The following is a 26,882-nucleotide window of genomic DNA, read 5'->3' as shown; positions in this document are numbered from 1 at the left end:
ACTGTTCCCGTGGATGATCGTGAAGCTGAAAGCCGAGCTCACCTCCAAACACCAGAAAGTGCTTGTAAGCACGGCAGACAGGCCCCTTTACCGGGTCAAGGGGCATGGGAGGCACAGTTTCGGATACGAGCCGGTTGAAACAGCGAGCGGATAACAACCGTTAACAGCTGGCGGGGCCTTACCACCGCCCCTGCAAAGTGGCCACAATCCTGCGCCCGCCGGCATTATCCCGGTGCTCGCACAGGTAGATGCCCTGCCACGTACCAAGAGCCAGGTGGCCGTCGTTTACAGGGATAGTGACCGACGGACCCACCAGAACACTTTTGATGTGGGCGGGCATGTCGTCCGGGCCCTCGGTGGTATGCTCATAGTGAGGTGCGTTCTCCGGCACCATGACGTTGAAATGCCGCTCCAGGTCCCCTCTCACGTCGGGATCGGCATTCTCGTTAATGGCCAGGGAAGCCGAAGTGTGCTGGATGAACAGATGCAGCAACCCCACCTGGCAATTCTGCAACGCCGGCGCCTGGGCCAGAATTTCGTTGGTCACCAGGTGAAAGCCCCTCCGCAGAGGCGCCAGTTCGATAAAGGTCTGGTCCCAGATCATAGCTCACCTCTCCACTATTTCTGTCCGTTATTTCTGTCGGTCGTCCCAGGGATGGACTGGAACCACATCGTCCCCCACATCGCCTTCGTAGCTGCTGCGGAAATAGTCCATGGCCTTTTCCGCTTCGCTGAGCTCATCAAATCGGGCAATGTGATAGATAGCCTCCCCCTCGTTAACCAGGGGCAGGTTGTTTACGCAGATCACAATGCCGGAACACGGAGACAGCACCGCTGTTTCGGATTCGCCGAACGGGTCCGCCACCATGGCCAGCTTCTGGCCTTTGCGCACTTTCTGGCCCAGGCTTGCCACCGGGCGCATGATGCCGTCTGTGTCCGTTCTTACCCACTGCGAGTTGGCGGCCGTTTCGGAACGTTTTCTCGGTGCCTTGGGGCCTTTCTTGGCGGGAATCATTTCCAGCTCCCGCATCACCCGGATGACACCTTTCACGCCACTGGAAATCACCACATCGTCAAACCGCAGAGCCTCGCCGCCTTCGAAAGTAACGACAGGAATATCCTGGGAATCTGCGTAGGCCCGCAGGCTGCCTTCCCGCAGGCTGGCATTGATAATGATGGGCGCACCAAAGGCCTCCGCCATGCGAATGGTTTCCGGATTTTTCAGCTCGGCACGAATCTGCGGCAGGTTGAAGCGATGAATGGCTCCCGTGTGCAAGTCAATGATGTGAGAAACATTCTCCATGATCTGAGTGCGAAGCAGATAGGCAATACGACCACCCAGGGAGCCGGATTCGCTACCTGGAAAACAGCGATTCAGATCACGGCGGTCCGGCAGGTACCGGGTGCGCTGCACGAAACCGAAGATATTAACGATGGGCACCGCCACCAGTGTGCCTCTCAGGTGACGCAGCGCGGAATTGGTCAGCACCCGGCGAACAATCTCCACGCCGTTGATTTCATCTCCGTGGATGGCACCGCACACCATCAGCACCGGACCACTACGTCGGCCATGCACCACTTCAACAGGTACATGGAGTGGCGTGTGGGTGTACAGCTTGGCAACCGGTATTTCCACCGTCTGCCGGGTTCCGGCCTTGATCTCATTGCCGGCCATCACAAAGGGGGCCCGAGCGGCCATCTCAGCCCCTCCCTTTGGTGCGGGTTTTCCAGGGCTGCTGGTTTTTCTCGGTCCAGTTCATGATCATGCCTGCCACATTCTTGCCAGTGGCATTTTCGATGCCTTCCAGCCCCGGTGAGGAGTTCACTTCCATCACCAGAGGGCCACGACTTGAGCGCAGCAAATCTACGCCTGCCACATTCAGCCCCATGGATTTGGCGGCGGTAATGGCGGTACGACGCTCTTCCGGGGTAATGCGAACCAGCGACGCAGTGCCGCCCCGGTGCAGGTTGGAACGGAACTCACCTTCCCCACCCTGGCGTTTCATGGCCGCAATCACCTTGTCACCAATCACAAAACAGCGGATATCGGCGCCACCGGCTTCCTTGATGAATTCCTGTACCAAAATGTCGGCTTTCAGGCCCATAAAGGCCTCGATGACACTCTCCGCCGCCTTGCGGGTTTCCGCCAGCACCACGCCGATGCCCTGAGTACCCTGCAGCAGTTTGATCACCACTGGCGCACCGCCCACCATTTTCAGCAGTTCCGGTACGTTGTCCGGCTTGTTGGCGAATCCGGTTACCGGCATACCCACGCCCTTGCGGGCCAGTAGCTGCAGTGAACGCAGCTTGTCACGGGAACGGGTAATCGCTACGGACTCGTTGACCGGGAAAACCCCCATCATCTCGAATTGCCGCAGTACCGCTGTGCCATAGAAGGTCACTGAGGCCCCGATACGGGGAATAACCACGTCAAAGTCTTCCAGTACTTCCTCGTGGTAGTGAATTCTCGGGTCGGCGGAAGTGATGTTCATGGAGCAGTGCAGGCAGTCAATCACCTTCACTTCATGGCCCCGGTTAACACCCTCTTCCACCAGACGACGTGTCGAGTAGAGGTGACGGTTACGCGACAGAATCGCAATTTTCATTTTTTCGTCCTTAGGGCCGGCTCACCGGCAAGATAGGAGCATTCAGGAAGTACAATGGCGCGTCTGGCCATTGCCGTTCGACCAAGCAGCATACGAAAACGCATAGAGTCGCGATTGGTCAATGTCATTTCAATCGGCCACTCGGTATCGCCGAGTACCAGGCGGGTTTCAATCACCAGCCTCAGCTCCTTGTGACCTCCGGAATCCGAGACGTTGCGTTCATCCAGCACTAGCGCATCACACTCCACTACGTGGTGAAGATCATTCTGCACCGGATGAACCCAGAAGCGGACCCGCCGCTCGCCATTCTCGGTGTAGGGTTCTGTGCGGAACGTATGCAGGCAGGAAGTGCGTGCACCGGTATCCACCTTGGCCTTGATGCGGGAAATATCGAACTCCGGCAAGGCCACCCATTCCCGCCACCCCAGGGCCAGTTTGCCGTCCGTCCCCGCTATGGGGGTGGCCTGTTTAGCGTCATCCGTTCTGGTCTGCATCCGGGTCTCCCTTGTCGGTTGCGGTTTGCGGCCGAAGCAGCTCCACCCGGAAGGGTTCGGAATGGCTTCCGGCATAGATACTCGTATGGGGGAAAGGTATTTCAATACCTTCCTCGTCAAGTGCTTTCTTAATGGCTACCATCATCTGGCTGCGCCCCTCCAGCACCCTGTCACCGGGCACCCAGAAAGAAAACTGCAGGTCCACCGAGGATGGACCAAATCCGGTCACCAGTACAAACGCTTTGGGTTCCTCGAGGCTGGCACTGTTCTGTCTTGCCAGATCCAGCAGCAGATTCTCAACCCGTTCCACATCTTCGGCGTAGGCGATACCGACGGTCAGGTCCATACGGCGGATGGGAAAGCGCGAACGGTTGACTACCCGGGTCTTGATCAACGTTTCGTTGGGAATGCGTACGTAGAGGTTGTCCGGGGTACGCAGCTTCACGCTCAGCATGTCTATGGAAACCACTTCCCCGATGGTGCCTTCCACCTCTATAAAATTGCCGATTTCAAACGGCTTTTCCACCAACAGGAACAGGCCGCTGATCATATTCGAGGCAGAAGTCTGGGAGGCAAAGCCTATGGCAACGGTCAGTATCCCGGCGGCGCCCAGCACCACGTCCAGGGAGAAACCCGCCTCTCTCAGGGCGGCAACGAAGAATATGGCCAGGATGAGGTAGAACACCAGCCGCCTTACCATGACCGTGTGGTGACGCGAGGCACGATCCTCCATGAACCGGTAAACACTCCGGCCTGCGAAGGACGCCAGCACGATACCGAGAATCAGCAGAAACAGGGTGCTGAACCATTTGCCCCAGGCAACGGCACCGAAAAACTGCATCAGACTGCTTTCAAACTGCTCGATCAACAGGGTAACTCCGTCTACGGTATTGGGAACGACAAACAGTCGGCTACGTCAGCCGAATATGCGGTCGTAAGCTCTTATCAGGCCACCCCGGGCCGTCTGCTCGCGTGCTGGTGCCACCAGCTCGCAACGCCCGGCGACGGCGACAAGAGAGTGGTCAACCTTTAGGCGTGCTGAGTTCATATCCGTTTCGCAGATAACAGTCACACCCGGTGTCCACAGATGGCCCTTTTCATTGCGGTGCAGCGACAACAACGGGGTGGGCAGGTTAAAACGCTCCAGCAGCAGTGGTTCTTCCCGCTCATTGATGATTCTCACAGGTGTGATGGCGCGCCATGGGCGTTTGGGCACCGCATCCAGCACCAGGCGTGCAAAGGTGGCAGCGGAGTAGCAAAGCTCGCCTTCCATCGTGGTCCGACCCACCCAGGTGAGTGACGGATCCGCCAGTGGCAGTTCCATCAGGTGCGTGCCTTTGCTGCCGGCCTGGATTCGCATCCACAGCAGCGTGCCTACATAGATCGTGCATTCACTGTTGCCAGGAATGGTCAGCGGCTGATAGGGACGAATGACTGTGGCAAGGCTCGACATGGCGGGCAGATAGTGGAGCTGGCAGCCCTGGTCCGGTCTTACGAATCGCTGAACATCCACGTCGGAATCGGGCAACGTGCCTGTCACCCGCTGCAACCAGCGCTCCTGATCGTCGTCATCCGGCATTCGCTGGGAGCGGATCTGCCATTCCTGTTCCAGCAAGGTAACCCAGACCCGGGTATGGCAGAGCTCATGGTATTGTGTCTGTCCGGGTTCGAGCGTGTACTCTGCTCCCCACTGGCCATCCTGCATCGTTTGCTGCGTTTCCAGACTCGTTGTCATTCCAACTCTTTATTGAAGAATTCCGCCATTAACTATAATCCAATCAGCACGTTCCGGCGAATATCCTTCGTGGCTGCAACCCCTCCACCGACGACAGGAAGCGCAATGACTCAGCTAGTCTGGTTCCGAAACGATCTGCGAGTGGCGGATAACGCCGCCCTCACCGCAGCCTGCCAGAAACAGCAACCGGTACGGGCCTGTTTCATCGTAACCCCGGACCAGTGGCGCGAGCACGACTGGTCCCCGGCACGAGTACGTTTCGTTCTGGACCACGCCAACGCGCTATCGGAAGAACTGGCAAAGCTGGGAATTCCGCTGTCGTTTATCACTGCCACCACGTTCGCCGACAGCATTGAAAAACTGGAGGAATTTTGCCGGCGCGGGAGTATCCGGCATGTTCACTTCAATGAGGAATACGGAGTTAACGAAAGGCGTCGCGATAAGTCCCTGAAACGGAGCCTCGATGCGGCCGGAGTCGCCGTCAACAAGTACCGCGACCAGACTGTCGCACCCGCTGGCAGCATCCTGACCCAGCAGGACGAGCCCTATTCCGTGTTCACGCCGTTTTCACGCCGCTGGCGTAGCTGGATTGACGCAGCTCAGCCAGCCCTGCTCCCGATTCCCGAACCAGCCGGAGAGGTTGTCGAAGCTGCCAGCTATGACAAGGCACCGAAAGGCTTCGACAGCCCGCCACCCAGGCTGGTTGAAACCGGCGAAGACGCTGCCCATCAGCAGCTGGAGCGCTTCCTCGACAACCGTGCAGGCGACTACAAGAACCTGAGGGATCTGCCCTCGGTGGATGGCACCAGCCTGCTCTCACCCTACCTGGCCAATGGGGTGCTCTCTGGCAGGCAATGCCTGATCGCCGCCCGCCAGCACCAGGGCATGGGCGGCAACCAGGAAGGTCTCGCCACCTGGACTAACGAAATCGCCTGGCGGGATTTTTACATCCACATTCTTTATCACTACCCCAGGGTGAGCATGCACAGGGCCTTCAAGCCGGAAACCGAAGCACTGGAGTGGAACACTCCCGGTGAACAATTCGAAGCGTGGAAAGCCGGTAACACCGGAATTCCCATCGTCGATGCTGCTATGCGCCAGTTGAACCACACCGGCTGGATGCACAACCGCCTGCGCATGATCACGGCCATGTTCCTGACCAAGAACCTGTTTATCGACTGGCGCCTCGGTGAAGCCTATTTCATGTCGAAACTGGTGGACGGATTCCTGGCCTCAAACAACGGCGGCTGGCAATGGAGCGCCTCCACTGGTACCGATTCAGCGCCTTATTTCCGGGTGTTCAATCCGGCCACCCAGAGTGAGCGTTTCGACCCTGACGGCGAATTTATCCGAAAATACGTTCCGGAGCTGGCGAAACTGGATAACAAGCGAATTCATCAGCCCTGGTCGGGCGGTGTTATTCCTGGTGGGTATCCACGCCCTATCGTTGACCTAAAAGAGAGCAGAAAAGAGGCCATTGCAAAGTTTCAGGCGCTTAAGAGCTAGGAGGTGACGGCAGGGTGGGCAGACCCTGCCTTATGCTGACTCTCTGCGACTACAGACAGGACAACCCGGGTCTCTTGCCAGTTTCATTTCCCGCCATTCCATTTGCCAGGCATCCAGAATCAGGAGACGACCAGTCAATGGTTTGCCAATGCCGGTAATTACCTTGAGCGCTTCCATGGCCTGAGAAGCACCGACCATCCCAACCAGTGGGCCGATAACCCCAGCTTCGGAACAGGTGAGGTCTTCGTTGCCCTGCTCCGGGTAGAGACAGTGATAACAGGGGCTGCTGTCATCACGGACGTCGTAAACCGACAATTGCCCTTCGCCACGAATAGCGGCACCCGATACCAGTGGTACGCGGGCCGCTACGCAGGCTCGGTTGAGGGAGAAACGGGTATTGAAGTTGTCCGTGCAGTCAACCACCAGACTGACAGAATCGACCTGACGCTCTAGCTCGTCCCCTTCCAGCCGTTCGGTCAATGCAGTTACTGATACTTCCGGGTTTATGCGGCGCACACGATCAGCCAGGCGTTCGGCTTTGGACTCGCCAAGATCGGACTGCTCGAATGCTATCTGGCGCTGCAGGTTGGCCACTTCCACGCTGTCGTCATCCGCCAGAGTCAGGTGTCCGATCCCCGCCGCCCCTAAATAGAGCGCTACCGGGCAACCCAGACCACCGGCGCCCACCACCAACACCCGCGCAGATTTAAGGCTGGACTGGCCAGCAACGTCGAACCGGGGCATGAGTATCTGCCGGCTGTACCGCAGCAGTTCTTCATCGTTGAGCATGGTGTTTTCTCCCAATGGTGAAGCGGTCACGCCGGCCATAGTCCTGGCGGGTTTCCACACCGGTGAGGCGGGCCTCGGTGAAAAGCCGCTGCACTGCCGCACCCTGTTCATAGCCATGTTCCAGCATCAGCCAGCCACCCGGTGAGAGCCAGGTCGGTGCTTCAGCGGTGATACGCCGGATATCGTCCAGCCCATCCTTGCCGGCTGTCAGCGCGGACGACGGCTCGAACCGCACGTCTCCTTGGCCCAGGTGATGGTCGCTGTCCGCAATGTACGGCGGATTGGAGACAATCAGATCAAAGGACCCAGGCGGCAATTCAGCAAACCAGTTGCTCTGCCGCACCATCACCGGCAGGCCCTGAATGGTGGCGTTTTCGGTGGCCAGATCTACAGCTTCGGGGACAGCATCGCTTGCCGAGATCTGCCAGCCGGGCCGCTCACTGGCCAGTGCAAGCGCGATGGCACCTGTGCCGGTACCGAGATCCAGCACATTGGCATTGGGCGGTAACTCCAGCGTCAGGGCAACTTCCACCAGACACTCGGTATCGGGTCGGGGGATAAGCGTGGACGGGGTAACCTTCAGTGTTAGCGACCAGAATTCCTGCTCGCCCAGAAGATGCGCTATCGGATGTCCCTCACAACGCCGGTCCACCAGGCGGCAGAAGCGGGCGGCCTGGCCGGCGTTCAGATCACGCTCAGGCCACGCCCGGAAGGAGGTCCGGGACCAGCCGGTCACATAGCTGAGCAATAGCTCGGCGTCCAGGCGCGGAGTGTCGCCACCGATGAGTTCAGCGGCCTCTTTCAGCAGCGCCTCACAGGATAAACGGGCGTCACTCATCAGCCAGCGAGGCCAGAAGATCGGCCTGATGTTCCTGCTGCAGGGGTACGACAATGGCATCCAGATCACCGGAAATCACTTCGTCCAACTTGTACAGGGTCAGGTTGATGCGATGGTCTGTCACCCGGCCCTGGGGAAAGTTGTAGGTGCGTATGCGTTCTGATCGATCACCGCTCCCTACCAGGCTCTTGCGGGTGGCCGCCATGGTTTTCTGCTGGCGCTCGATTTCCTCGTTCTGGAGACGGGAAGCCAGAAAACTCATGGCCTTGGCGCGGTTCTTGTGCTGGGACCGCTCCTCCTGACATTCCACCACAATTCCGGTGGGAATATGGGTGATACGAATGGCGGAGTCCGTCTTGTTCACATGCTGTCCGCCGGCACCGGAGGCCCTGAAGGTGTCCACCCTCAGGTCGGCCTTGTTGATTTCTACCGCCTCGGCTTCGTCCGCTTCCGGCATCACCGCCACCGTACAGGCCGAGGTGTGAATACGACCCTGGGACTCGGTTTCCGGCACCCGCTGCACCCGGTGGGCACCGGATTCGAACTTCAGGACGCCGTATACGGCGCTGCCGGCAATGCGGGCGATGATTTCCTTGTAACCGCCGTGCTCTCCCTCGTTTGCACTGATGACTTCCACCTGCCAGCGCTGGCGCTCGGCGTAACGCATGTACATTCTGAACAGGTCGCCGGCAAAAATGGCGGCCTCATCACCACCGGTGCCCGCACGGATCTCAAGGAACACGTTCTTGCCGTCGTTGGGGTCCTTCGGCAACATCAGGCGCTGGAGCTCTTCGTCCAGGTCCTCGCTTTTCTTCTCTGCAAGGCTCAGCTCTTCTTCCGCCATGGCACGCATGTCGGCGTCGCCATCGCGGGCGAGTTCCGCGGCTTCTTCGACGTCCTCACGGGATTTCTGCCAGGCCTGAAAACAGTGAACAATGGGCTCAATTTCGGCGAACTCCCGGGAAAGATCCCGAAACCTATCCTGATTGGCGATAGTACCCTGATCACTCAACAACGCGCTGACCTCCTCGAAGCGGTCGGTGAGCTGCTCAAGGCGTGACTGAATCGATGACTTCATAGTTTTTCCGGGATGATGGGCGCGTCGGCATCCAGCGCATCAAGCTGATGCAGCTCTCGGAGCCACTCGGTGACTTCCATTCTGCCTTCGGTGGTTGCCTTCCTGACCTGAATAGAAGGTTCGTGGAGCAGCTTGTTGGTCAACCCCCTGGCCATGCTCCGCAAGACGGTTTCGGGGTCGGCACCATTGCGCAGTGCGCGGATCGCCTTCTCGGCTTCCACATCACGCAGGGTTTCTGCACGCTGCCGGAATTGTTTAAGGGTAGACACCGCATCCAGCGCCCGCAGCTGACTGAGGAACTGGTGGACACCGTCGGTGACCAGATTTTCTGCTTCGCGCGCAGCCCCTTCACGGGAGCGCACATTTTCTTCAATCACCTGTCGCAAGTCATCCACGGTATAGAGGTAGACATCCGCCAGGGAGCTGACTTCCGGTTCAATGTCCCTGGGGACCGCGATATCCACCATGAAATAGGGGCGGTGCTTGCGTTTTTTCAGCGCCCGCTCCACGGCACCCTTACCCAGAATCGGCAGCGGGCTTGCGGTGGACGAAATGATGATATCCACATCAGCCAGGTGGTCGGGAATTTCCGAGAGCAGGATCCCTTTCCCGCCACGGGATTCCGCCAGCGCCTGCGCGCGGTCCAGAGTACGGTTGGCAACCAGAAAGTTCTTCACCCCGGCATCCGCCAGATGCCGGGCGACCAGTTCAATGGTCTTGCCAGCGCCGATCAGAAGGGCCTTGTTGCGGGACATGTCCGCAAATATATGATGAGCCATACTGACGGCCGCGTAGGCAACCGACACCGGATTCTCTCCTATGGCTGTCTGGGTGCGAACCCGCTTGGCAACCGAGAAAGTCTGTTCGAACAGCCGCGAGAGGAAGGCTCCGCTGGCGTCATGCTCCCGCGCCAGAGCGTAGGCGTCCTTCAGTTGGCCCAGAATCTGCGGCTCACCAAGCACCATGGAATCCAGGCCGGCCGCTACCCGCATGATATGGCGCACAGCGTCCGAATCCCGATGAATATAAAGCACCTCTTCCAGGTCCCCGGCCTCCATGTCGTGAAACCCTGCCAGCCAGCGCAGCACGGCGGGTGCACAATCGTCATCACCGGCAAGGTAGAGCTCCGTGCGATTGCAGGTCGACAGGATGGCCGCCTCGCTTGCCCCGGAAGTGGCGCGCAGTTCGGCAAAGGCTTCAGCCATGCGCTCGGGAGTGAACGCGACGCGCTCACGCAACTCGACCGGTGCGGTACGATGGTTGATTCCGAGGGTGACCAGTGCCATATCGGGGTTGGACTACCTTATGCCTGAAGACAGTGTATTAGTGGTATTTTAACGGTCAGGGGCTTCTATCGCCACCCAAAACCAACGTGATATCGGGAACTGCTGACAGGTTGGGCAATATCAGGCGCTTGTGCCATCATAGAGCCTCGTTCGCCACATCTGAGACTGCCGCCAGAGTCGCTTCCGGCCGTTCAGGTGCACTGTACACAGATTATGGGATGTTGCATGCAAAAGTCCGCGTTACTGCTTGTTACCTGCCTGTTCGGGCTTTCCCTGTCCGGCTGCGCTTTCCTCCAGGGTGACCAGGAGCAGCCATCCGACCCATCGTTGGAGAACACCGAAAACAGTGAGCCATCGGCGGAAAAAAAACAGGAAGCTGAAATCCGCTACGCCGACTTCGAGCCGGAAGTACTCTATCTGCTCCTGTCGGGCGAGATAGCAGCCCAGCGGGGGCGCTTTGACGTTACGCTGGTCAACTACATGAAAGCGGCCCAGCAGTCCCGCGACAAGGCGGTGATCGAAAGAACCATGCGCATTGCGCAGTCCCTCAATGCCGACAATGCCCAGCGTAAACTGGCCTCCCTCTGGCTGGAAGTGGCCCCGGACAACATGCAGGCACACCGGGTGCTGGCCATCCAGGCGGTGAAGAACAACGACCTGGAAACGGCCATTGGTCATATGGAACGCATCATGGACCTGGGCGGCGACGCAGACTTTGACAGCCTCGCCGCCATGGCCGGCAATCTGCCACCAGAGCAGCAACAGGAACTGCTCCAGCTCTACCGGCAGATGGAACAACGGCATCCGGGCAACCCCGAACTTCAGTACAGCATTGCCCTGCTGATGAAGGTGACCGGCGAACCTCAGCAGGCTCTGGACAAACTGGCTCCACTGCTGGAGGCTGAGCCCGATTTCCAGCCCGCCCTGGTTCTGAAAGGCGACCTGCTGTACCAGGTTGGCGAGCGACGCCAGGCCCTGGATCACCTGCTGCGTCACACCCGGCGCTTCCCCGATAACCGCCAGATGGGCACCCTCTATGGCCGAATGCTGATTGGTGAAGGCGAGTTGCAGGCCGCCCAAGACGAATTCAGCCGCCTGGTCAGGCGCTTCCCTAACGTGCCCGGCCTGCGCCTTTCCCACGCTCTTGTGGCGCTTGAAAACGGCCAGAGTGCGCTGGCCGAGAACGAACTGACCCGGCTGATCGAACAGGGCCACCATACCGACGAAGCTCATTATTACCTGGGCCGGATTGCGGACGAGGAAAACAACACCGAGCAGGCTATCGGCTTCTACCAGAACGTGGAGAGAGGCAACTACTACTTCCCTGCCCTGGCCCGGGCGAGCGAGCTCATGGCGGAACAGGGCGAGCTTGACGAGGCACTGGTCACCATACGGGAACTGAGAAACAACAACCCCGAGCAGGAAGAGAACTTTCATCTGCTGGAAATCAACCTGCTACTGGACAGGGAGCAGAATGAGCAGGCGCTGGAAGCCGCCAATAAAGCCCTTGAAGACTACCCGGCCAATATCCGCATCCGTTATGCGCGGGCCATGCTGCTGGATTCCATGGACCGGCCGGAGCAGGCAGAGGCAGACCTGCGACGGATCATCGAAGAGCAGCCACAGAACGCCGTCGCTCTCAACGCCCTGGGCTACATCATCACCACCCGCTCGGATCGCTACGCGGAAGCCAGGAATTATATTGAACGGGCTTTGGAAATCGACCCGGAAAACCCGGCCATCCTCGACAGTATGGGCTGGGTACTCTATCAGCAGGGTGAAACCGAAAAGGCCCTTGAGTACCTTTCCCGCGCCTGGGAAGCCTACGCTGACCCGGAAGTAGCCGCCCACTTCGGCGAAGTACTCTGGCAGACCGGCGAGGAGGAACAGGCCCGCATCATCTGGGAAGAAGGCTTCGAGCAGGACCCGGACCACCCGATCCTGATCGAGACCGTTGAGAGGCTGACCGGGGAGCAATCCCCGTGAGATTTCCCGCCATTGCCCTGACCCTCGCAGCACTGCTTCTGGGCGGCTGTACCTCGCTGCAGGTTGACCCCCTGCCCGAAGGCCTGACCGAGCAGCCCCCGGCGGACTGGAGCTCAACCAGCGCTCGCCGCGACCAGTTCCGGCACTGGGAACTGACAGGCAAGCTGGCTGTCCGCCAACCGTCGGACAGCGGCACTGCCGTAATCAACTACTGGAAACAGGATCAGGAGGCGTACGAACTGGCGCTGTCTTCGTCCTTCCTCGGCATGGGGCGCACCACCCTCGAAGGCGTGCCCGGCTTTATCGAGCTCACACTACCGGACGGCGAGCGCTACCAGTCCGGCGACCCTGAAGCACTGGTCAACGCCGCCACCGGCTGGCAGCTTCCCATAGACAGCCTGGCCTGGTGGATAAGGGGGCTGCCTGGCCCTGAAGGCGATTTCCGGTTGTTCTTCGATGACCAGGACCGACTGGCCGTCATCCGCCAGCTGGGCTGGGAAATCCGCTACGACCGCTGGAAAACGTTCCTCGACGATTACCCGCCATTGCCGGCACGCATCACCGCCGTCAAGGGGGAGAAGCGCGTGCGGGTTGTAGTCACCACCTGGCAGCAGGCGGAAGGAAATCGCCGGTGACCAGCCTGGTACTACCTTCGCCGGCAAAGCTGAACCTGTTCCTGCACATTCTTGGTCGCCGGCCCGATGGCTACCACGAACTCCAGACCCTGTTTCAGTTCCTGGATTATGGTGACACCATCACGCTGACGCCCCGCGGTGATAGCAGAATTGTGCTCGGGCAATCCGTGCCCGGCGTGCCCGACGAAGAAAATCTCATCGTCCGTGCAGCCCGACAACTGGCCGCAACCGCCAATAAATCCCTTGCCGGCGTCAGCATTGCCATCGACAAAAAACTGCCCATGGGCGGAGGACTCGGTGGCGGCAGCTCCAATGCCGCCACCACGCTGCTGGGGCTGAACCGCCTCTGGGGCCTGAACCGCTCCCTGGAAGAGCTGGCAGAGCTCGGCCTGGCCCTGGGCGCAGACGTACCCGTGTTCATTCATGGTCACTCAGCCTGGGGAGAGGGTGTGGGTGAACGTCTTACCAATGCCGCCCCACCCGAAGACTGGTTTTTGGTTATAAAACCACCTTGCAATATAAGCACTAAAGAGATTTTTTCCGAGCAAGGGTTGACAAGGGATACCCCCGGAATCAAAATAGCGCCCGCTTTTGAGGGAGACGCCTCGAGGTACCGAAACGACTGTGAGGATGTAGTTCGAAGACTGTATCCTGAGGTTCATCAAAGCCTGGAGTGGCTTGCACAATTCGGACCTGCAAGATTAACCGGAACCGGGGCTTGCATATTTGGACGTTTCCCGACAGAATCCGCAGCCCGGATTATCTGGGAAAGCAAACCCTCCGGCATCACGGGGTTCGTAGCTCAAGGGGTGAATATTTCACCACTTCACAAAAAGCTGACAGAGCTGAAATGATGCCAAAAAAGCACGATACTGGGGTGTCGCCAAGTGGTAAGGCAACGGGTTTTGATCCCGTCATGCGCAGGTTCGAATCCTGCCACCCCAGCCACCTTTCTCCCGCTTCTTCTGAATCAAACGCCGATACCGAGAAGGATGCCGTCGTGTCCAAACTGATGATTTTTACCGGCAACGCCAATCCAGAGCTTGCCAAGGCCATCGCCCAGAAACTTCATATCCCCATGGGCCAGGCCACCGTTGGAACGTTCAGCGACGGTGAAACTACTGTCGAAATCAACGAAAACGTTCGCGGGCATGATGTCTTTATCATCCAGCCCACCTGCAACCCCACCAACGACAACCTGATGGAACTGATCGTGATGGCTGACGCCCTGCGTCGTGCCTCCGCCACCCGGGTTACCGCGGTTATCCCCTATTACGGGTACGCCCGTCAGGACCGCCGCGTTCGTTCCACCCGTGTTGCCATCAGCGCGAAAGTGGTCGCAGACATGATCTCCAGCATTGGCGTAGACCGGGTTCTGACACTCGACCTGCACGCCGACCAGATTCAGGGTTTCTTCGACATTCCGGTGGATAACATCTATGCCACCCCGGTGATGCTCGAGGATATCGAGAAGCAGCGTTTTGAAAACTTTGTTGTGGTATCTCCTGACGTGGGTGGCGTTGTTCGTGCCCGCGCCGTGGCGAAGCGCCTGGACGATGCCGACCTGGCTATCATCGACAAACGGCGCCCGAAGGCAAACGTATCGCAGGTCATGCACATCATTGGCGATGTGAAAGACAAGACCTGTATTCTGGTGGACGACATCATCGATACCGCCGGCACGCTCTGCAAAGCCGCCAATGCCCTCAAGGAACATGGGGCCGCCAAGGTCGTTGCCTATATCACCCATCCCGTCCTGTCCGGACCGGCTGTCGACAACCTCAACGCCTCCGAACTCGACGAACTGGTCGTCTGTGACACCATCCCCCTGGGTGACAAAGCACACAATTGTGATAAGATCCGCATCCTCAGTATGGCTGGACTGCTCGCGGAATCCATTCGTCGCGTCAGCAACGAAGAGTCCATCAGCGCGATGTTCGAGAACGCCTGATCAGCTAACAGCCTGATTTACAGAGAAGAATCCGGACCGGGAGCCCAGTGGGCTCCCGGTCTGTTTAGTCCGCCGGAAAAGCTTCCGGCATTTCGCAAATGTCACCTGTTCAGGACCTGGTCGCGGGCCGCTCAGGTGAAAATTGAGGTTATAACCATGTCTCAGGAATTTCTTATCGAAGCATTTCCTCGTGGCGATCAGGGGAGAGGTGCGAGCCGCCGCCTGCGTCGTGAGGAGCGTAAAATTCCGGCCATCATCTATGGCGGGAAGAAAGAAGCCACTCCAATTTCCATCTGGCACAACGAGCTGAAAAAGGCTCTGGAAAACGAAGCCTTCTTCTCGCACGTTCTGACCATCGAACTGGAAGGCAAGAAAGAAAGCGTGATCCTGAAGGATCTGCAGCGTCACCCGTACAAGCCGCTGCTGACCCACGCCGACTTCCTGCGCGTTGACAAGGATCATGAGATCCACGTTAACGTACCGCTGCACTTCCTGAACGAAGATACTGCACCGGCCATCAAACTCCAGGGCGGCGTTGCTCACCACCAGATCAACGAGGTGGAAGTCATCTGTCTGCCGCAGAACCTGCCAGAGTTCATTGAAGTTGATATGAGCGAAGTGGAAATGGATCAGGTCATTCACCTGAGCGACCTGAAGCTGTCCAAAGGCGTTCGTATTGCTGCCCTGTTGCAGGGCGAAGATCACGACCTGCCCGTAGTGGCCATCCACAAGCCTCGCGCTGCCAAGACCGAAGATACCGGTGAAGGCGAAGACAGCGAAGCCGGTGAAGAAGGCGAAGACAAGGAGTAATCGCTCCTGTACGGATGAGGGCAACGGTCAATGGCACAGGATATCCTCATGGTGGTGGGGCTGGGTAATCCCGGCCCCGACTATGCGAATACCCGCCACAATGCCGGCGCCCTTTTCGTCGAAGCTCTGGCCCGTGAAGCGGGCCAGACGCTCCGTCCCGAAAAGAAGTACCACGGGCTCTACGCCCGCATCCAGATGCAGGGTCTCGACCTGCACTTGCTGACCCCGTCCACCTATATGAACCGCAGCGGCCTGTCCATCAAGGCACTGGCAGACTTTTTCAAGATTCTGCCCGAACAGATCCTGGTTGCCCACGACGAACTCGACCTTCCCCCTGGCACCGCAAAGCTCAAGAAAGGCGGCGGCCACGGAGGACACAACGGACTGCGGGACGCCATTGCCCACCTGGGCACCAACGATTTCCAGCGACTTCGCATCGGCATTGGCCATCCCGGCGACAGCCGCCAGGTCACCGGCTACGTACTCGGCCGCCTGGGTAAACGGGAAACCGAAGAGCTCAACGCCGTGATTGATGAGATCATCCGCGTGCTGCCCGATGCCGCCAACGGCAAACTTCCGGCTGCGATGAATCGCTTGCACAGCTTCAAACCGGTATAATCCGGCCAAATTTTTTCATACCCAGCAGAGGCATTCCATGGGATTTAACTGCGGCATCGTCGGCCTCCCCAACGTCGGCAAATCCACCCTTTTCAACGCGCTGACCAAATCCGGCATTGGCGCTGAAAACTTTCCCTTCTGCACCATCGAACCCAATGCCGGCGTGGTTGCCATGCCCGATCCGCGCCTGAACAAACTGGCCGAGATCGTGAAGCCGGAAAAAGTGGTCGCCACCACCATGGAGTTCGTGGATATTGCAGGGCTGGTAGAGGGCGCCTCCAAGGGCGAGGGCCTGGGCAACCAGTTTCTGGCCAACATCCGCCAGACCGATGCCATCGCCCACGTCGTACGCTGCTTCGAAGACGGCAACGTTATTCACGTGGCCAACAAGATCGACCCGGCCTCGGACATCGACGTGATCAACACCGAACTGGCCCTGGCCGACCTGGAGACCGTCGAGAAAGCCATCAAGCGGGTCCAGCGGGTGGCGAAAAGCGGCGACAAGGAAGCCAAAGCGCAACTGGAGATGTTCGAAAAGCTGATGCCAGTGCTGAACGAAGGCAAGCCGGTGCGCAGCATGAACCTCGACAAGGATCAGATGGCACTGATCCGCGAGCTGTGCCTGCTGACCGTGAAGCCGACCATGTACATCGCCAACGTCAGCGAAGACGGTTTTGAAAACAATCCGCACCTGGATACGGTGCGAAAAATCGCGGAATCCGAAAACGCGGTTGTGGTCCCAATCTGCAACAAGATGGAAGCCGAGATCTCCGAGCTGGAAGACGACGAAAAGTCGATGTTCCTGGAAGAAATGGGCATGGATGAACCGGGCCTGGACCGGGTCATCCGGGGCGGCTACGGACTGCTGAACCTGCAGACCTACTTCACCGCCGGGGTGAAGGAAGTTCGCGCCTGGACCGTACGTGTCGGCGCCACCGCGCCCCAGGCCGCCGGCGTGATCCACACCGACTTCGAACGTGGCTTCATCCGCGCCGAAGTGGTGAGCTACGATGACTTCGTCAAATACAACGGCGAAGCCGGCGCCAAGGATGCCGGCAAATGGCGCCTGGAAGGCAAGGAATACATCGTCCAGGACGGCGACGTCATCCACTTCCGCTTTAACGTGTAATTTTCTGAAAAACCGGCCCCCAAGCCTTGACAGCAGGGGCCCAAATACTGAAAATACGCGCCTCGTTTGGGCTTGTCCCGCAACGAAATGGCAAGGTAGCTCAGTTGGTTAGAGCACGGCACTCATAATGCCGGGGTCGGCGGTTCGACTCCGCCCCTTGCTACCAGTATTACAAAAGGGTCCTCGCGCAAGCGTGGGCCCTTTTTTAATACCTGCCCGGTTACAAACTGAACAATTCTTAATTAAACACTCCGCACTAACAGGTCTACCCTACTCCCGGTTTTATAAAAACCAGGCCGGCATACTCCACACTTTTAATCCGCATAGAGGTTCGCTCCGGAATAGCGCTTCCTGCTTAAAAAAATTAAAAGAGGCTCACGATGACTCTCAGAAAACTGATCTGCATTGCAGGCTCCCTTTTTCTCGCCAGTACCGTCCCCGTCACCACTATAGCCAACAACAAAACAAGTCCCTCTCCCGGTTTTTTCGGCGAATACCATAAAGGCAATAACTTCAATTACCTGGTCCACTCCCGCGTCGACTCTGATATCAATTTTAACTGGAGCGCCGGCAATCCCATAAAAGGTGTCCCGGCGAATAACTTTAGCGTGCGCTGGAGCGGGCTGTTCACCGCACCCCATCGAAGCGGAACGCGGCAATACCGGTTCACCACCACCACCGACGACGGTGTCAGGCTGCATATCGGTAATCAGGCCGTTATCAACCAATGGAAGCGCCAGGGCAAACAACATCACAGTCACGCCGTTTCACTGCGTGCCGGGCAGCGCGTACCGGTGATCATGGAGTATTACGACAACGAAGGCAGTGCTTTTGCATACCTGACCATTACCGACCTAGCCAATGGCACTGACATTTCCATCTCGAAGACCGTAGTCACTCCCGATTCCCAACCGCCTGCGCTATTGGTATCCAAAGCATCCGACAAAAGCATAAGCCTGTCGTGGACCGCCCCGCTGACCCGAATGGACGGGACATCGATAGCCCTCAGTGAAATTGATCATTACAGAATCCTGTACGGCAACAGCGCAAAAAAACTCGGGAAGATCCATAGAATAGATAGCGACCAGGATTCCTACACTTTTCAGAATCTGCCCAAGGGGCGTTGGTACTTCGCAATCACCGTGGTAGACCAAAGTGGCCGGGAAAGCTCCCCGTCAGCCATTGTGTCCAAATCACTGGAGTAATTCAGGCGGCCTTCTCATGACGGAGCTCACTCCGCATAATGACAGGCCACCCAATGCCCTTCCCCGGTCTTGTCTTCCAGCGCCGGCACTTCCCTGCTGCAATACTCTGTTGCCAGCAGGCAGCGGGTGCGAAACACACAACCGCTTGGCGGGTCCATGGGCGATGGCAGATCGCCTTCCAGTTCCGCCGGGGGTTTCGCCCGCTCCCTCTCCGGGTCGGGAATCGGCACGGCGGCCATCAGGGCCTGAGTGTATGGATGGCGGGGGTTGGTGAACAGTTCGGCCCGCGTGGCGTTTTCAGCCACGTTGCCCAGATACAGCACCATCACCCGGTCACTGATGTGCCTGACCACACTCAGATCATGGGCGATGAAGATCAGTGAAAGCCCCATTTCCCTCTGCAGGCTTTTCAGCAGATTGATGACCTGGGCCTGTACCGACACATCAAGGGCGGAAACAGGTTCATCGCAGATGATCAGTTTCGGTTCCAGAATCAGTGCCCGGGCAATACCCACCCGCTGACACTGGCCGCCAGAGAATTCGTGAGGATACCGGTTCTTCTGGTGTGAATGCAGTCCAACTCGGTCCATGATGGCATCCACTTTTTTCCGTAATTCGGCTCCCCTGATGTCCGGGCAATGGGTGCGCAGGGGCTCGGCGATGATGTCGCCAACAGTCATTCGCGGGGACAGGGAGGCAAGCGGGTCCTGGAACACCATCTGCAGGCGCCGTCGGCGTTTGCGCAGTTGTTTCAGGGTCAGGCCCCGCAGATCTTCCCCCAGCCAGAGTACCTTTCCCGACTGACTCGGTACCATGCCCATGATGGCTCTTGCCAGGGTAGACTTACCGCAGCCGGATTCGCCGACAATGCCCAGGGTTTCACCCTCGTTCAGGGTGAAGCTGACGTTGTTCACCGCCCGCAGTTTCTGCGGACGGCTCCAGGGCCAGGCATTGCGAGGCATGATGTCGAAGGTCACCTGCAGGTTTTCAACCGCCAGCAGGGGCTGCGGTTCGCTCATCGAATGACCTCCCGAGGCAGGTTGCATACCCTGATCCGCTCCGGCTCAAAATGCTCCGGTGGGTCCAGTTCGTAGTAACAGCGGGGCTCAGCCACCGGGCAACGGGCAAAGAAAGGACAACCGGGCGGCAGGTTCATCAGGTTGGGCGGGTTGCCGGGGATGGTCACCAGTTCGTCGACCTGCTCGTCGATACGAGGAATCGCCCCCATCAGCCCTTTGGTGTAGGGGTGGGCAGGATCGCGGAACAGGTCACGCGTAGCGGCGTATTCCATCATCTGGCCGCCGTACATTACCAGGGTCTGGTCACAGCTCCCGGCCACTACCCCGAGATCATGAGTGATCAGGATGATGGCGGTGTTGAATTCCTGCTGCAGCTCCCGCAGCAGGCCCATCACCTGGGCCTGTACCGTGACATCCAGGGCGGTGGTGGGTTCATCCGCAATCAGCAGCCGCGGCCGGCACAACAGGGACATGGCAATCATCACCCGCTGGCGCATGCCACCGGAGAATTCGTGAGGGTAACGGTGAATACGGCTTCGGGCCTCGGGAATGCGTACGGCATCCAGCATCTGCAGGGACTCTTGCAGCGCCTGCCTGCGGCTGATGCCCTTGTGCTGCACCAGGACCTCGGTGAGCTGGTCGCTGACTTTCATGAAGGGGTTCAGGGAGGTCATCGGGTCCTGAAAGATCATACCGATGCGGGCCGCACGGATCCGGTTCATATGTTTTTCCGGCAGGGCAAGCAGTTGCTCTCCCTCGAACATCACCTCGCCACTCACCCTGGCGTTGTCCGGCAGCAGGCCCATCAGGGCAAACACACCCTGACTCTTGCCGGCACCGGACTCCCCAACAATGCCCAGGGTCTGCCCGGCTTCCAGGTGGTAACTAAGGCCTCGCACCGCCTGCAGGGTGCCGTCTGGCGTGTCAAAGTCCACTTTCAGGTTGTTGACTTCCAGCATTGCCATAGAACGGTTCCTGCCAGCTCAGCGGTCTTTGGGGTCGAGGGCATCCCGCAGCCCGTCGCCAAGGAAATTGAAACAGAACAGGGTAAGCACCAGCATCAGCATAGGGAAGATCAGCGTCCAGGGGGCGGTCCACATGGCGTCGGCCCCTTCGGAAATCAGCGCGCCCCAGGAGGTGTAGGGTTCCGACACCCCCAGCCCGAGAAACGAGATAAAGGACTCGAACAGGATCATTTCCGGAACCAGTAAGGTGGCATAGACAATCACCACCCCCAGCACATTGGGGACGATATGGCGTAGCACGATCAGAAAAGGGTGCACCCCCACGGCCATGGCCGCCTCAATGTATTCCTTGCGCTTGAGGCTGAGTGTCTGGCCGCGCACGATGCGAGCCATGTTCAGCCAGCTCACCGCTCCGATAGCTACGAAGATCAGCAGCACATTCCGTCCGAATACCGCCATCAACACGATCACCAGGAACATGAACGGGAAGGCGCTGAGCACCTCCAGAGAGCGCATCATGATGGCATCCGTGCGCCCACCTACATAGCCCGAGATGGCGCCATACAGCGTACCGATGACCACTGCCGTCAACGCTCCCAGAACACCTACCATCAGGGAAATCCGGCTGCCCTGGACAGTGCGCTGGTAGAGGTCCCGGCCAATGGGGTCCAGGCCGAAGTAGTGCTGACTGGCCAGGCTCGGCACACCGTCTTCATCAAGGTTAGGCAGGCTGGCCCAGTCGATGGATTCGTTGTCCCACGGCGACAGGTGCTGGCCAAAGGCGGCGAACAACAGTAGTAGGGCCAGTACCACCAGGCTTGCCACCGCCGCCCGGTGGTTCATGAACCGCCGGCGGGCGTCACGCCAGAGGCTGCGCCCTTCGGTATAGGCATCCTCTGCCAGGGTGTCCGCCAGCTCGCCCATGCCTGCGTGCTTGTCCGAGAAAAACATCAGTAACGCACCCTTGGGTCCAGCCAGGTATAGAGAATATCCACCACGGCGTTAAACAAAATGGTGAGTATGCCCACCAGAATGGTGATTCCGAGAATCAGTGAATAATCGCGATTGATGGCTCCGTTGACGAAATGCTGGCCGATGCCACCGGTGGAGAACACCTGGTCAATAATCACCGACCCGGTAATGATGCCCACAAACGCTGGCCCCAAATAGGACACTACCGGTATCAGTGCCGGCTTGAGGGCATGGCGCAGTACAATTTTGTGCCGGGGGATCCCCTTGGCCCGCGCAGTGCGGATAAACGGACTGCGCAGCGTCTCGATCATGCTGCTGCGGGTGATCCGCGCCACCTGGGCAATGTAGGACGTCGCCATGGCGATGATGGGCATCACAATGTATTCCACCTGCCCGCCTTCCCAGCCGCCGGCGGGCAGCCAGCGCAGGGTGACGGCAAACAGCAGAACCAGTAGCGGCGCCATCACAAAGTTGGGAAAGACCACCCCGGTCATGGCAGCGGTCATCACGGTGTAGTCCGGCCATCGGTTCTGTTTCAGGGCGGCGAGGACACCCAGCCCGACTCCGAACACCACTACGAACAGGAAAGACCAGGCCCCGATATAGGCAGACCGGGGAAAACTGGACTCGATCAGCTCGTTGACCGTGAAGTCCTTGTAGCGAAACGAGGGCCCCAGATCGCCCTGCGCGACATTACCCACGTAGATGAAATACTGCTGCCACAGGGGTTTATCCAGGTTGTATTTGGCCTCGATGTTTTCCATCACCGCTTCCGGCACATTACGCTCATTGGTGAACGGGCCACCCGGTGCTGCATGCATCAGCACGAACGAGACCGTAATCAAGGCCAGCACAGTGGGCACCGCCACCAGCAAACGCCGGATTATGAAACTGAACATGGCTTCCCTCAGTCCGCAGTGATGTACATATCCTTGCTGTAGACGATATTTCGGGGGTTATTCTCCGGATAGCCCTTCAGCATTGGGCTTACCAGGGCCACAGTGGTATTGAAATACACCGGCGCCACCGGGAACTCCTGCCACAGGATTTCTTCCGCCCGCACGTAATAGGGGTTCGGATCCTCGCTGGAACGGGCGTCCAGCAGCAGTTGATCGTATTCGGGATTACTCCAGCCACCGTCGTTGTTACCGCTGTCACTGGTCAATAATGTCAGGAAGGTGGAGGCTTCATTGTAGTCCCCTTTCCAGCCATGGCGGGCAATACCGAAGTTGCCGGCCTGTTTTTCCGAGAGGAACGTCTTCCACTCCAGGTTGCTGATGGTGACGTTTGCGCCCAGTTTTTCCTTCCACATCTGGCTGATCACAATGGCCAGCGCTTTGTGGCTTTCATCGGTGTTGTAGAGCAGCTCGAACTCCAATGGTTCGTCCTCCGTGTAACCGGCCTTTCTAAGCTCCTCGCGCGCCAGCTCGTCCCGCTTCGGCTGGCTCCAGGTGGCGTAGTCCGGCTGGCGGAAATCGAAGCCACTGACGTAGGGTGGAGTCAGGCTGAAAGCCGGCATCTGTTCGCCCCGGGTGATATAGCTGACGATAATGTTCCGGTCGATGGCGTAGGTCAGAGCCCGGCGAACGCGAACGTCATCAAACGGCGGCCGGTTGACGTTAAAGGTGTACATGTAGGTGGCGATGCTGGGAGCCATCACCAACTCATCGGGCCGCTCCTTCTTCAGCCGAGCCATCTGCGATACCGGCACTGTGGATGTCATGTGAAGCTCACCACTGGCGTAACGCTGCAGTTCGGCAGAGGCGGACTCAATGGGCACGTATACCACCCGGTCGATGATGGTCTGGGCGTCCGCGCGGTAGTGGGAATTGCGGGCCGCAACCAGCTTCTCCCCCAGATGCCATGTATCCAGTTGGTAGGCACCGTTCGAGACCATGTTGCCGGGCTTTGTCCAGTCCGCGCCATGGGCTTCAATCGCCTGCCGAGGGGCGGGAAACATGGTGTAGTGCACGGTCATGTCCGGCAGGTAGGTGATCGGCTCATCCAGCGACACTTCGAAAGTGAAATCGTCAAGGGCACGCACACCCAGTGTTTCCGGTGATTTCTCCCCGGCGATGATCTCATCGGCATTGGCCACCCCGGCGGATTCTATGTAATAGGCGTAGTTGGAACCCACCTCTGGGTCCACGGCCCGCCGCCAGCCGTATACGAAGTCGTGGGCAGTTACGCCTGCGCCATCACTCCAGCGGCCGTCCTTGCGCAGGTAAAAGGTCCACGTCAGGTTGTTATCCGATGAAGCCCAGGACCTGGCCAGCGCCGGTTCGGTGTCACCATCGGGGCCGCTGCGGGTCAGCCCCTCGAACAGATCGACCACAATAGCGCCGCCCACGGTATCCTCTACCAGTTGAGGGTCCAGCGACGCTGGCTCACTGGCATTGCCGCGGACAAGCACCTGCCTGCGGGCCAGTTTCTCGCCGGTTTCCGGGTGCTCCTGAAGGCGCGCTTCCGGTGCATTGATATCAGCAGCGGCCAGGGCGGCATCACCGGCTTTTTTCGTGCTCTGGTCACCGCAGGCTGCCAGTGTCAGCAATACCATCAAAACCAGAACGGCCTGGCCTGGGTGACGTATGCCCCTCCCGGGCGGCCCGCACCTTCTGGTGATTTTTTCTTGCTGGTTGATAAAGGTCATATCTGACCGAAGCTAGCGCGAAATCAAGGAAGTAACAAGCTGACAGGGCGAAGATGAAACTCTGCTCACATTGCCTCGCCTGTGGCATACTCTCCGGGGGATGTTCAGCCTCAATACCAGTACCCACCAAAACAAAAGGGATGCACTATCATGAAACCGGAAACTCTCGCACTCCACGCGGGCTTTAACGGCGACCCAACCACCAACGCCGCTACCACCCCCATCTACCAGACCACCTCCTACACCTTCGACGACACCCAGCATGGTGCCGACCTCTTCGACCTGAAGGTTCAGGGCAATATCTATACCCGTATCATGAACCCTACTAACGCGGTACTGGAAGAGCGTATGGCGCAATTGGAAGGCGGCGTGGGTGCACTGGCGGTGGCCTCGGGCATGGCTGCTATCCTTTATGCCCTGCAGACCATCTGCAAGGTGGGCAACAACATTGTCAGCACCGGCCAGCTTTATGGTGGCACCTATAACCTGTTTGCCCACTCGCTGCCGAATCAGGGTATCGACTGCCGAATGGTAAGGCACGATGACTTCGACGCGGTGGAGAAAGCCATCGACGACAATACCCGCGCCCTCTTCTGCGAGTCCATTGGCAACCCGGCGGGCAATGTGGTGGATATCCAGCGCTGGGCGGAAATTGCCCACAAGCACGGTATTCCGCTGATCGTCGACAACACCGTGGCAACGCCGTTCCTGTGCCGACCTATCGAGCATGGGGCTGATATCGTGGTTCACTCACTGACCAAATATATCGGCGGCCACGGCACCACGGTTGCCGGTGTGGTAGTGGACTCCGGAAAATTTGACTGGGCCGCCAACAAGGCGAAATTCCCCATGCTCAACGAGCCGGACCCGTCCTACCATGGCGTGGTGTACACCGAAGCCCTGGGCGCAGCAGCCTTCATCGGCCGCTGCCGCGTGGTTCCATTGCGTAACACCGGCGCTGCCCTGGCGCCCTTTAATGCCTTCCTGATCATGCAAGGCCTGGAAACCCTTGGCCTACGCATGGAGCGCCACTGCGAGAACGCAGAAAAAGTGGCCAACTACCTGCAGGAGCACCCGTCGGTTGAGTGGGTAAATTACGCCACCCTGGCAGACAGCCCCTACAAGGCTACCTGCGACAAGATCTGCGGCGGCCGCGCCTCCGGTATCCTCAGCTTCGGCATCGCCGGTGGCAAAGAAAATGGCGCAAAGTTTATCGATGCCCTGCAACTGATCTATCGTCTGGTAAACATTGGCGATGCCAAATCCCTGGCCTGCCATCCGGCCACCACCACTCACCGGCAGTTGAATCCGGAAGAGCTGGCAAGTGCCGGCGTCAGCGAGGATCTGGTGCGGCTGTCGATTGGTATTGAGCACGTAGACGACATCATTGCCGATATCAGTCAGGCACTGGAAAAGGCCACGGCCTGAATCAGCCTCCGGGTACGACGAAGGTCGTGCCCGGAATCCCCGTGATTATCCCTATCCGTCTTGTATCCTCCACTGGTGCGGATTACCCTTTAAAGTTAGCCAAACCCGAGTCCGCCGCAAAGAGTCCAGTTGTAATGAACGATAGCGCCAAACCCCGTGTTACCAGTGGTTCCAAGTTCCGCAACGAGCATGGCTTTTCCGCCATCAAGGACGGAATCAAGCGCTCGGGATCAGGCATTATTGATACCGGAACTCAGCGCAAGCCCTCGTGGCTCCGGGCCCGCATGCCCGGTGGCGAGCGTTACGAATCGGTACGCAAAAACGTGAGCGAGCATCGCCTGAGCACTGTGTGCCAGGAATCCCACTGCCCCAACATCGGTGAGTGCTGGACCAATGGTACCGCCACCATCATGGTCATGGGGTCGGTCTGCACCCGCGCCTGCCGTTTCTGCGCCGTCGACACCGGCAACCCCAAAGGCTGGCTGGATCACGAAGAGCCTGAGAATACCGCCAAGTCGGTAGAACTCATGGGCCTGCGATACATCGTGCTCACCTCCGTGGATCGCGACGACCTGGACGACGGTGGGGCGGCCCATTACGCCGCCTGCGTATCCGCCATCAAGGAACGCACACCCCATGTCGCCGTCGAAGCCCTGACACCGGATTTCGACGCGGTCATGGAACACGTCGAGAAGGTAGTGGACTCCGGCCTGGACGTGTTTGCCCAGAACGTGGAAACGGTGAAGCGCCTGACCACCCGGGTGCGGGACCCCCGTGCCGGCTATGAAAAAACCCTCAGCGTGTTGGCCCATGCGAAGAAGTACCGCCCCGACGTACTCACCAAAACCAGCCTGATGCTGGGCCTGGGTGAAACCGAGGAAGAAATACTACAGACCATGGATGACCTGCGGGCCATCGATGTCGACATACTGACCCTCGGCCAGTATCTGCGTCCGACTCAGAACCACCTGCCGGTCGAGAAATACGTGACCCCGGAAGACTTTAACCGCTACCGTGACATCGGCCTGGAAAAAGGTTTCATGGAAGTGCCGTCGGGCCCCATGGTTCGCTCCAGCTATCGCGCCGACCGGGTGTTCGAAAAGAACAACCTTGGCCTTGCCGTGCCGGAAGTCCCCGCTTCATCGAAAGCACAGCAGATCCCCGTGAAAGCTGTTGACTGAG

26 protein-coding genes and 2 tRNA genes are annotated in these 26,882 nt (G+C 58.7%); 13 read left to right on the top strand and 15 right to left on the bottom strand.

Annotated features, from left to right (window positions below):
* Nucleotides 1–178: 178 nt before the first annotated feature.
* Genes ABJM11_RS12885 through ABJM11_RS12860 form a run of 6 tightly spaced genes read right to left on the bottom strand, consistent with a single transcriptional unit; the run spans nt 179 to nt 4,835 of the window.
* A complete protein-coding gene (locus tag ABJM11_RS12885; protein WP_348296290.1) occupies nt 179–604 on the bottom strand; it encodes a secondary thiamine-phosphate synthase enzyme YjbQ in 426 nt (141 codons plus the stop codon).
* A 27-nt stretch (nt 605–631) separates the two neighbouring features.
* Nucleotides 632–1,699, bottom strand: coding sequence for a M14 family metallopeptidase (locus tag ABJM11_RS12880; protein ID WP_348296289.1), 1,068 nt, complete (start codon nt 1,697–1,699; stop codon nt 632–634).
* A 1-nt stretch (nt 1,700) separates the two neighbouring features.
* Nucleotides 1,701–2,606 (bottom strand): 30S ribosomal protein S6--L-glutamate ligase, encoded by a 906-nt coding sequence (gene rimK / locus ABJM11_RS12875; protein ID WP_027831164.1) that lies wholly within the window; start codon nt 2,604–2,606, stop codon nt 1,701–1,703.
* On the bottom strand, nt 2,603–3,100 hold the full coding sequence (locus tag ABJM11_RS12870) for an ATP-dependent zinc protease (protein WP_348296288.1): 498 nt from the start codon (nt 3,098–3,100) through the stop codon (nt 2,603–2,605). Before ABJM11_RS12870 ends, rimK begins: the two co-directional genes overlap by 4 nt.
* Nucleotides 3,081–3,968 (bottom strand): mechanosensitive ion channel family protein, encoded by an 888-nt coding sequence (locus ABJM11_RS12865; protein WP_407069993.1) that lies wholly within the window; start codon nt 3,966–3,968, stop codon nt 3,081–3,083. Before ABJM11_RS12865 ends, ABJM11_RS12870 begins: the two co-directional genes overlap by 20 nt.
* Before the next feature lie 48 nt (nt 3,969–4,016).
* Nucleotides 4,017–4,835 (bottom strand): hypothetical protein, encoded by an 819-nt coding sequence (locus tag ABJM11_RS12860; protein ID WP_348296287.1) that lies wholly within the window; start codon nt 4,833–4,835, stop codon nt 4,017–4,019.
* A 105-nt stretch (nt 4,836–4,940) separates the two neighbouring features.
* Between ABJM11_RS12860 and phrB the strand changes: the two genes are divergently transcribed.
* A complete protein-coding gene (phrB, locus tag ABJM11_RS12855; RefSeq protein WP_348296286.1) occupies nt 4,941–6,341 on the top strand; it encodes a deoxyribodipyrimidine photo-lyase in 1,401 nt (466 codons plus the stop codon).
* 30 nt (nt 6,342–6,371) lie between these two features.
* Here phrB and ABJM11_RS12850 read toward each other — a convergent pair whose 3' ends face one another.
* From ABJM11_RS12850 to hemA, 4 genes are read right to left on the bottom strand one after another with little or no spacing between them, the layout of a single operon-like run.
* Nucleotides 6,372–7,130: a molybdopterin-synthase adenylyltransferase MoeB gene (locus tag ABJM11_RS12850; protein ID WP_348296285.1), complete on the bottom strand. Its 759-nt coding sequence runs from the start codon at nt 7,128–7,130 to the stop codon at nt 6,372–6,374.
* Complete coding sequence (gene prmC, locus ABJM11_RS12845) at nt 7,117–7,968, bottom strand: peptide chain release factor N(5)-glutamine methyltransferase (protein ID WP_348296284.1); 852 nt, start codon at nt 7,966–7,968, stop codon at nt 7,117–7,119. Before prmC ends, ABJM11_RS12850 begins: the two co-directional genes overlap by 14 nt.
* Nucleotides 7,961–9,046: a peptide chain release factor 1 gene (prfA, locus tag ABJM11_RS12840; RefSeq protein ID WP_348296283.1), complete on the bottom strand. Its 1,086-nt coding sequence runs from the start codon at nt 9,044–9,046 to the stop codon at nt 7,961–7,963. Before prfA ends, prmC begins: the two co-directional genes overlap by 8 nt.
* On the bottom strand, nt 9,043–10,332 hold the full coding sequence (hemA, locus tag ABJM11_RS12835; protein WP_348296282.1) for a glutamyl-tRNA reductase: 1,290 nt from the start codon (nt 10,330–10,332) through the stop codon (nt 9,043–9,045). The genes prfA and hemA overlap by 4 nt, the downstream gene beginning before the upstream one ends.
* Before the next feature lie 225 nt (nt 10,333–10,557).
* On the opposite strand from hemA, the gene ABJM11_RS12830 reads away from it, so the two are divergent.
* The 10 genes from ABJM11_RS12830 to ABJM11_RS12785 all read left to right on the top strand — a co-directional run bounded on the left by ABJM11_RS12830 (nt 10,558) and on the right by ABJM11_RS12785 (nt 18,666).
* Nucleotides 10,558–12,318, top strand: coding sequence for a tetratricopeptide repeat protein (locus ABJM11_RS12830; RefSeq protein ID WP_348296281.1), 1,761 nt, complete (start codon nt 10,558–10,560; stop codon nt 12,316–12,318).
* Nucleotides 12,315–12,953, top strand: coding sequence for a lipoprotein insertase outer membrane protein LolB (gene lolB, locus ABJM11_RS12825; protein WP_348296280.1), 639 nt, complete (start codon nt 12,315–12,317; stop codon nt 12,951–12,953). The genes ABJM11_RS12830 and lolB overlap by 4 nt, the downstream gene beginning before the upstream one ends.
* Nucleotides 12,950–13,807, top strand: a complete 858-nt coding sequence (gene ispE, locus ABJM11_RS12820; RefSeq protein ID WP_348296279.1) for a 4-(cytidine 5'-diphospho)-2-C-methyl-D-erythritol kinase — start codon at nt 12,950–12,952, stop codon at nt 13,805–13,807. The genes lolB and ispE overlap by 4 nt, the downstream gene beginning before the upstream one ends.
* A 19-nt stretch (nt 13,808–13,826) precedes the next feature.
* Nucleotides 13,827–13,901 (top strand) — tRNA-Gln (locus ABJM11_RS12815).
* 52 nt (nt 13,902–13,953) lie between these two features.
* Nucleotides 13,954–14,904 (top strand): ribose-phosphate diphosphokinase, encoded by a 951-nt coding sequence (locus ABJM11_RS12810; RefSeq protein ID WP_348296278.1) that lies wholly within the window; start codon nt 13,954–13,956, stop codon nt 14,902–14,904.
* A 156-nt stretch (nt 14,905–15,060) separates the two neighbouring features.
* A complete protein-coding gene (locus ABJM11_RS12805) occupies nt 15,061–15,714 on the top strand; it encodes a 50S ribosomal protein L25/general stress protein Ctc (protein ID WP_348296277.1) in 654 nt (217 codons plus the stop codon).
* Nucleotides 15,715–15,744: 30 nt separating this feature from the next.
* Nucleotides 15,745–16,332: an aminoacyl-tRNA hydrolase gene (gene pth, locus ABJM11_RS12800; protein WP_348296276.1), complete on the top strand. Its 588-nt coding sequence runs from the start codon at nt 15,745–15,747 to the stop codon at nt 16,330–16,332.
* 37 nt (nt 16,333–16,369) lie between these two features.
* Nucleotides 16,370–17,461, top strand: a complete 1,092-nt coding sequence (gene ychF, locus ABJM11_RS12795; protein ID WP_348296275.1) for a redox-regulated ATPase YchF — start codon at nt 16,370–16,372, stop codon at nt 17,459–17,461.
* A gap of 89 nt (nt 17,462–17,550) precedes the next feature.
* Nucleotides 17,551–17,627 (top strand) — tRNA-Met (locus ABJM11_RS12790).
* 214 nt (nt 17,628–17,841) lie between these two features.
* Entirely contained in the window at nt 17,842–18,666 is an 825-nt protein-coding gene (locus ABJM11_RS12785; RefSeq protein ID WP_348296274.1) for a PA14 domain-containing protein, read from the top strand.
* Between the two features lie 26 nt (nt 18,667–18,692).
* Here ABJM11_RS12785 and ABJM11_RS12780 read toward each other — a convergent pair whose 3' ends face one another.
* The 5 genes from ABJM11_RS12780 to ABJM11_RS12760 are packed head-to-tail and all read right to left on the bottom strand — an operon-like array spanning nt 18,693 to nt 24,179.
* Entirely contained in the window at nt 18,693–19,685 is a 993-nt protein-coding gene (locus tag ABJM11_RS12780; RefSeq protein WP_348296273.1) for an oligopeptide/dipeptide ABC transporter ATP-binding protein, read from the bottom strand.
* Entirely contained in the window at nt 19,682–20,650 is a 969-nt protein-coding gene (locus ABJM11_RS12775) for an oligopeptide/dipeptide ABC transporter ATP-binding protein (RefSeq protein WP_348296272.1), read from the bottom strand. The genes ABJM11_RS12780 and ABJM11_RS12775 overlap by 4 nt, the downstream gene beginning before the upstream one ends.
* An 18-nt stretch (nt 20,651–20,668) precedes the next feature.
* Nucleotides 20,669–21,601 carry an oligopeptide ABC transporter permease OppC gene (gene oppC, locus ABJM11_RS12770; RefSeq protein WP_348296271.1) on the bottom strand — a complete coding sequence of 311 codons (933 nt, stop codon included), beginning with the start codon at nt 21,599–21,601 and terminating at the stop codon, nt 20,669–20,671.
* Nucleotides 21,601–22,521, bottom strand: a complete 921-nt coding sequence (oppB, locus tag ABJM11_RS12765) for an oligopeptide ABC transporter permease OppB (protein ID WP_348296270.1) — start codon at nt 22,519–22,521, stop codon at nt 21,601–21,603. Before oppB ends, oppC begins: the two co-directional genes overlap by 1 nt.
* A gap of 8 nt (nt 22,522–22,529) precedes the next feature.
* Complete coding sequence (locus ABJM11_RS12760) at nt 22,530–24,179, bottom strand: peptide ABC transporter substrate-binding protein (RefSeq protein WP_348296269.1); 1,650 nt, start codon at nt 24,177–24,179, stop codon at nt 22,530–22,532.
* A 243-nt stretch (nt 24,180–24,422) separates the two neighbouring features.
* Between ABJM11_RS12760 and ABJM11_RS12755 the strand changes: the two genes are divergently transcribed.
* Both ABJM11_RS12755 and lipA read left to right on the top strand, forming a co-directional pair.
* On the top strand, nt 24,423–25,700 hold the full coding sequence (locus tag ABJM11_RS12755) for an aminotransferase class I/II-fold pyridoxal phosphate-dependent enzyme (protein WP_348296268.1): 1,278 nt from the start codon (nt 24,423–24,425) through the stop codon (nt 25,698–25,700).
* A gap of 134 nt (nt 25,701–25,834) precedes the next feature.
* The gene (gene lipA / locus ABJM11_RS12750; protein ID WP_348296267.1) at nt 25,835–26,881 is read left to right on the top strand and encodes a lipoyl synthase; all 1,047 of its coding nucleotides are present in this window, start codon (nt 25,835–25,837) and stop codon (nt 26,879–26,881) included.
* The last annotated feature ends 1 nt before the right edge of the window (nt 26,882 follow it).

The sequence above is a fragment of the Marinobacter sp. genome (assembly GCF_039977835.1).
Classification (GTDB): Bacteria; Pseudomonadota; Gammaproteobacteria; order Pseudomonadales; family Oleiphilaceae; genus Marinobacter.
Note: the sequence above shows the minus strand (reverse complement) of the source record. Positions and strands in the feature narration are given on the sequence as shown.

Bases quoted from the DNA above. Each gene is read 5' to 3' on its own strand.
- ABJM11_RS12870 (WP_348296288.1), bottom strand. From the start codon at position 3,100: ATGCAGACCAGAACGGATGACGCTAAACAGGCCACCCCCATAGCGGGG.
- ABJM11_RS12805 (WP_348296277.1), top strand. From the start codon at position 15,061: ATGTCTCAGGAATTTCTTATCGAAGCATTTCCTCGTGGCGATCAGGGG.
- lipA (WP_348296267.1), top strand. From the start codon at position 25,835: ATGAACGATAGCGCCAAACCCCGTGTTACCAGTGGTTCCAAGTTCCGC.
- prfA (WP_348296283.1), bottom strand. From the start codon at position 9,046: ATGAAGTCATCGATTCAGTCACGCCTTGAGCAGCTCACCGACCGCTTC.
- oppC (WP_348296271.1), bottom strand. From the start codon at position 21,601: ATGTTTTTCTCGGACAAGCACGCAGGCATGGGCGAGCTGGCGGACACC.
- ABJM11_RS12755 (WP_348296268.1), top strand. From the start codon at position 24,423: ATGAAACCGGAAACTCTCGCACTCCACGCGGGCTTTAACGGCGACCCA.
- ABJM11_RS12780 (WP_348296273.1), bottom strand. From the start codon at position 19,685: ATGAGCGAACCGCAGCCCCTGCTGGCGGTTGAAAACCTGCAGGTGACC.
- oppB (WP_348296270.1), bottom strand. From the start codon at position 22,521: ATGTTCAGTTTCATAATCCGGCGTTTGCTGGTGGCGGTGCCCACTGTG.
- pth (WP_348296276.1), top strand. From the start codon at position 15,745: ATGGCACAGGATATCCTCATGGTGGTGGGGCTGGGTAATCCCGGCCCC.
- ABJM11_RS12880 (WP_348296289.1), bottom strand. From the start codon at position 1,699: ATGGCCGCTCGGGCCCCCTTTGTGATGGCCGGCAATGAGATCAAGGCC.
- ABJM11_RS12830 (WP_348296281.1), top strand. From the start codon at position 10,558: ATGCAAAAGTCCGCGTTACTGCTTGTTACCTGCCTGTTCGGGCTTTCC.
- hemA (WP_348296282.1), bottom strand. From the start codon at position 10,332: ATGGCACTGGTCACCCTCGGAATCAACCATCGTACCGCACCGGTCGAG.
- ABJM11_RS12860 (WP_348296287.1), bottom strand. From the start codon at position 4,835: ATGACAACGAGTCTGGAAACGCAGCAAACGATGCAGGATGGCCAGTGG.
- prmC (WP_348296284.1), bottom strand. From the start codon at position 7,968: ATGAGTGACGCCCGTTTATCCTGTGAGGCGCTGCTGAAAGAGGCCGCT.
- ABJM11_RS12850 (WP_348296285.1), bottom strand. From the start codon at position 7,130: ATGCTCAACGATGAAGAACTGCTGCGGTACAGCCGGCAGATACTCATG.
- rimK (WP_027831164.1), bottom strand. From the start codon at position 2,606: ATGAAAATTGCGATTCTGTCGCGTAACCGTCACCTCTACTCGACACGT.
- ABJM11_RS12785 (WP_348296274.1), top strand. From the start codon at position 17,842: ATGACTCTCAGAAAACTGATCTGCATTGCAGGCTCCCTTTTTCTCGCC.
- ABJM11_RS12885 (WP_348296290.1), bottom strand. From the start codon at position 604: ATGATCTGGGACCAGACCTTTATCGAACTGGCGCCTCTGCGGAGGGGC.
- phrB (WP_348296286.1), top strand. From the start codon at position 4,941: ATGACTCAGCTAGTCTGGTTCCGAAACGATCTGCGAGTGGCGGATAAC.
- ABJM11_RS12760 (WP_348296269.1), bottom strand. From the start codon at position 24,179: ATGGTATTGCTGACACTGGCAGCCTGCGGTGACCAGAGCACGAAAAAA.
- ABJM11_RS12775 (WP_348296272.1), bottom strand. From the start codon at position 20,650: ATGGCAATGCTGGAAGTCAACAACCTGAAAGTGGACTTTGACACGCCA.
- ychF (WP_348296275.1), top strand. From the start codon at position 16,370: ATGGGATTTAACTGCGGCATCGTCGGCCTCCCCAACGTCGGCAAATCC.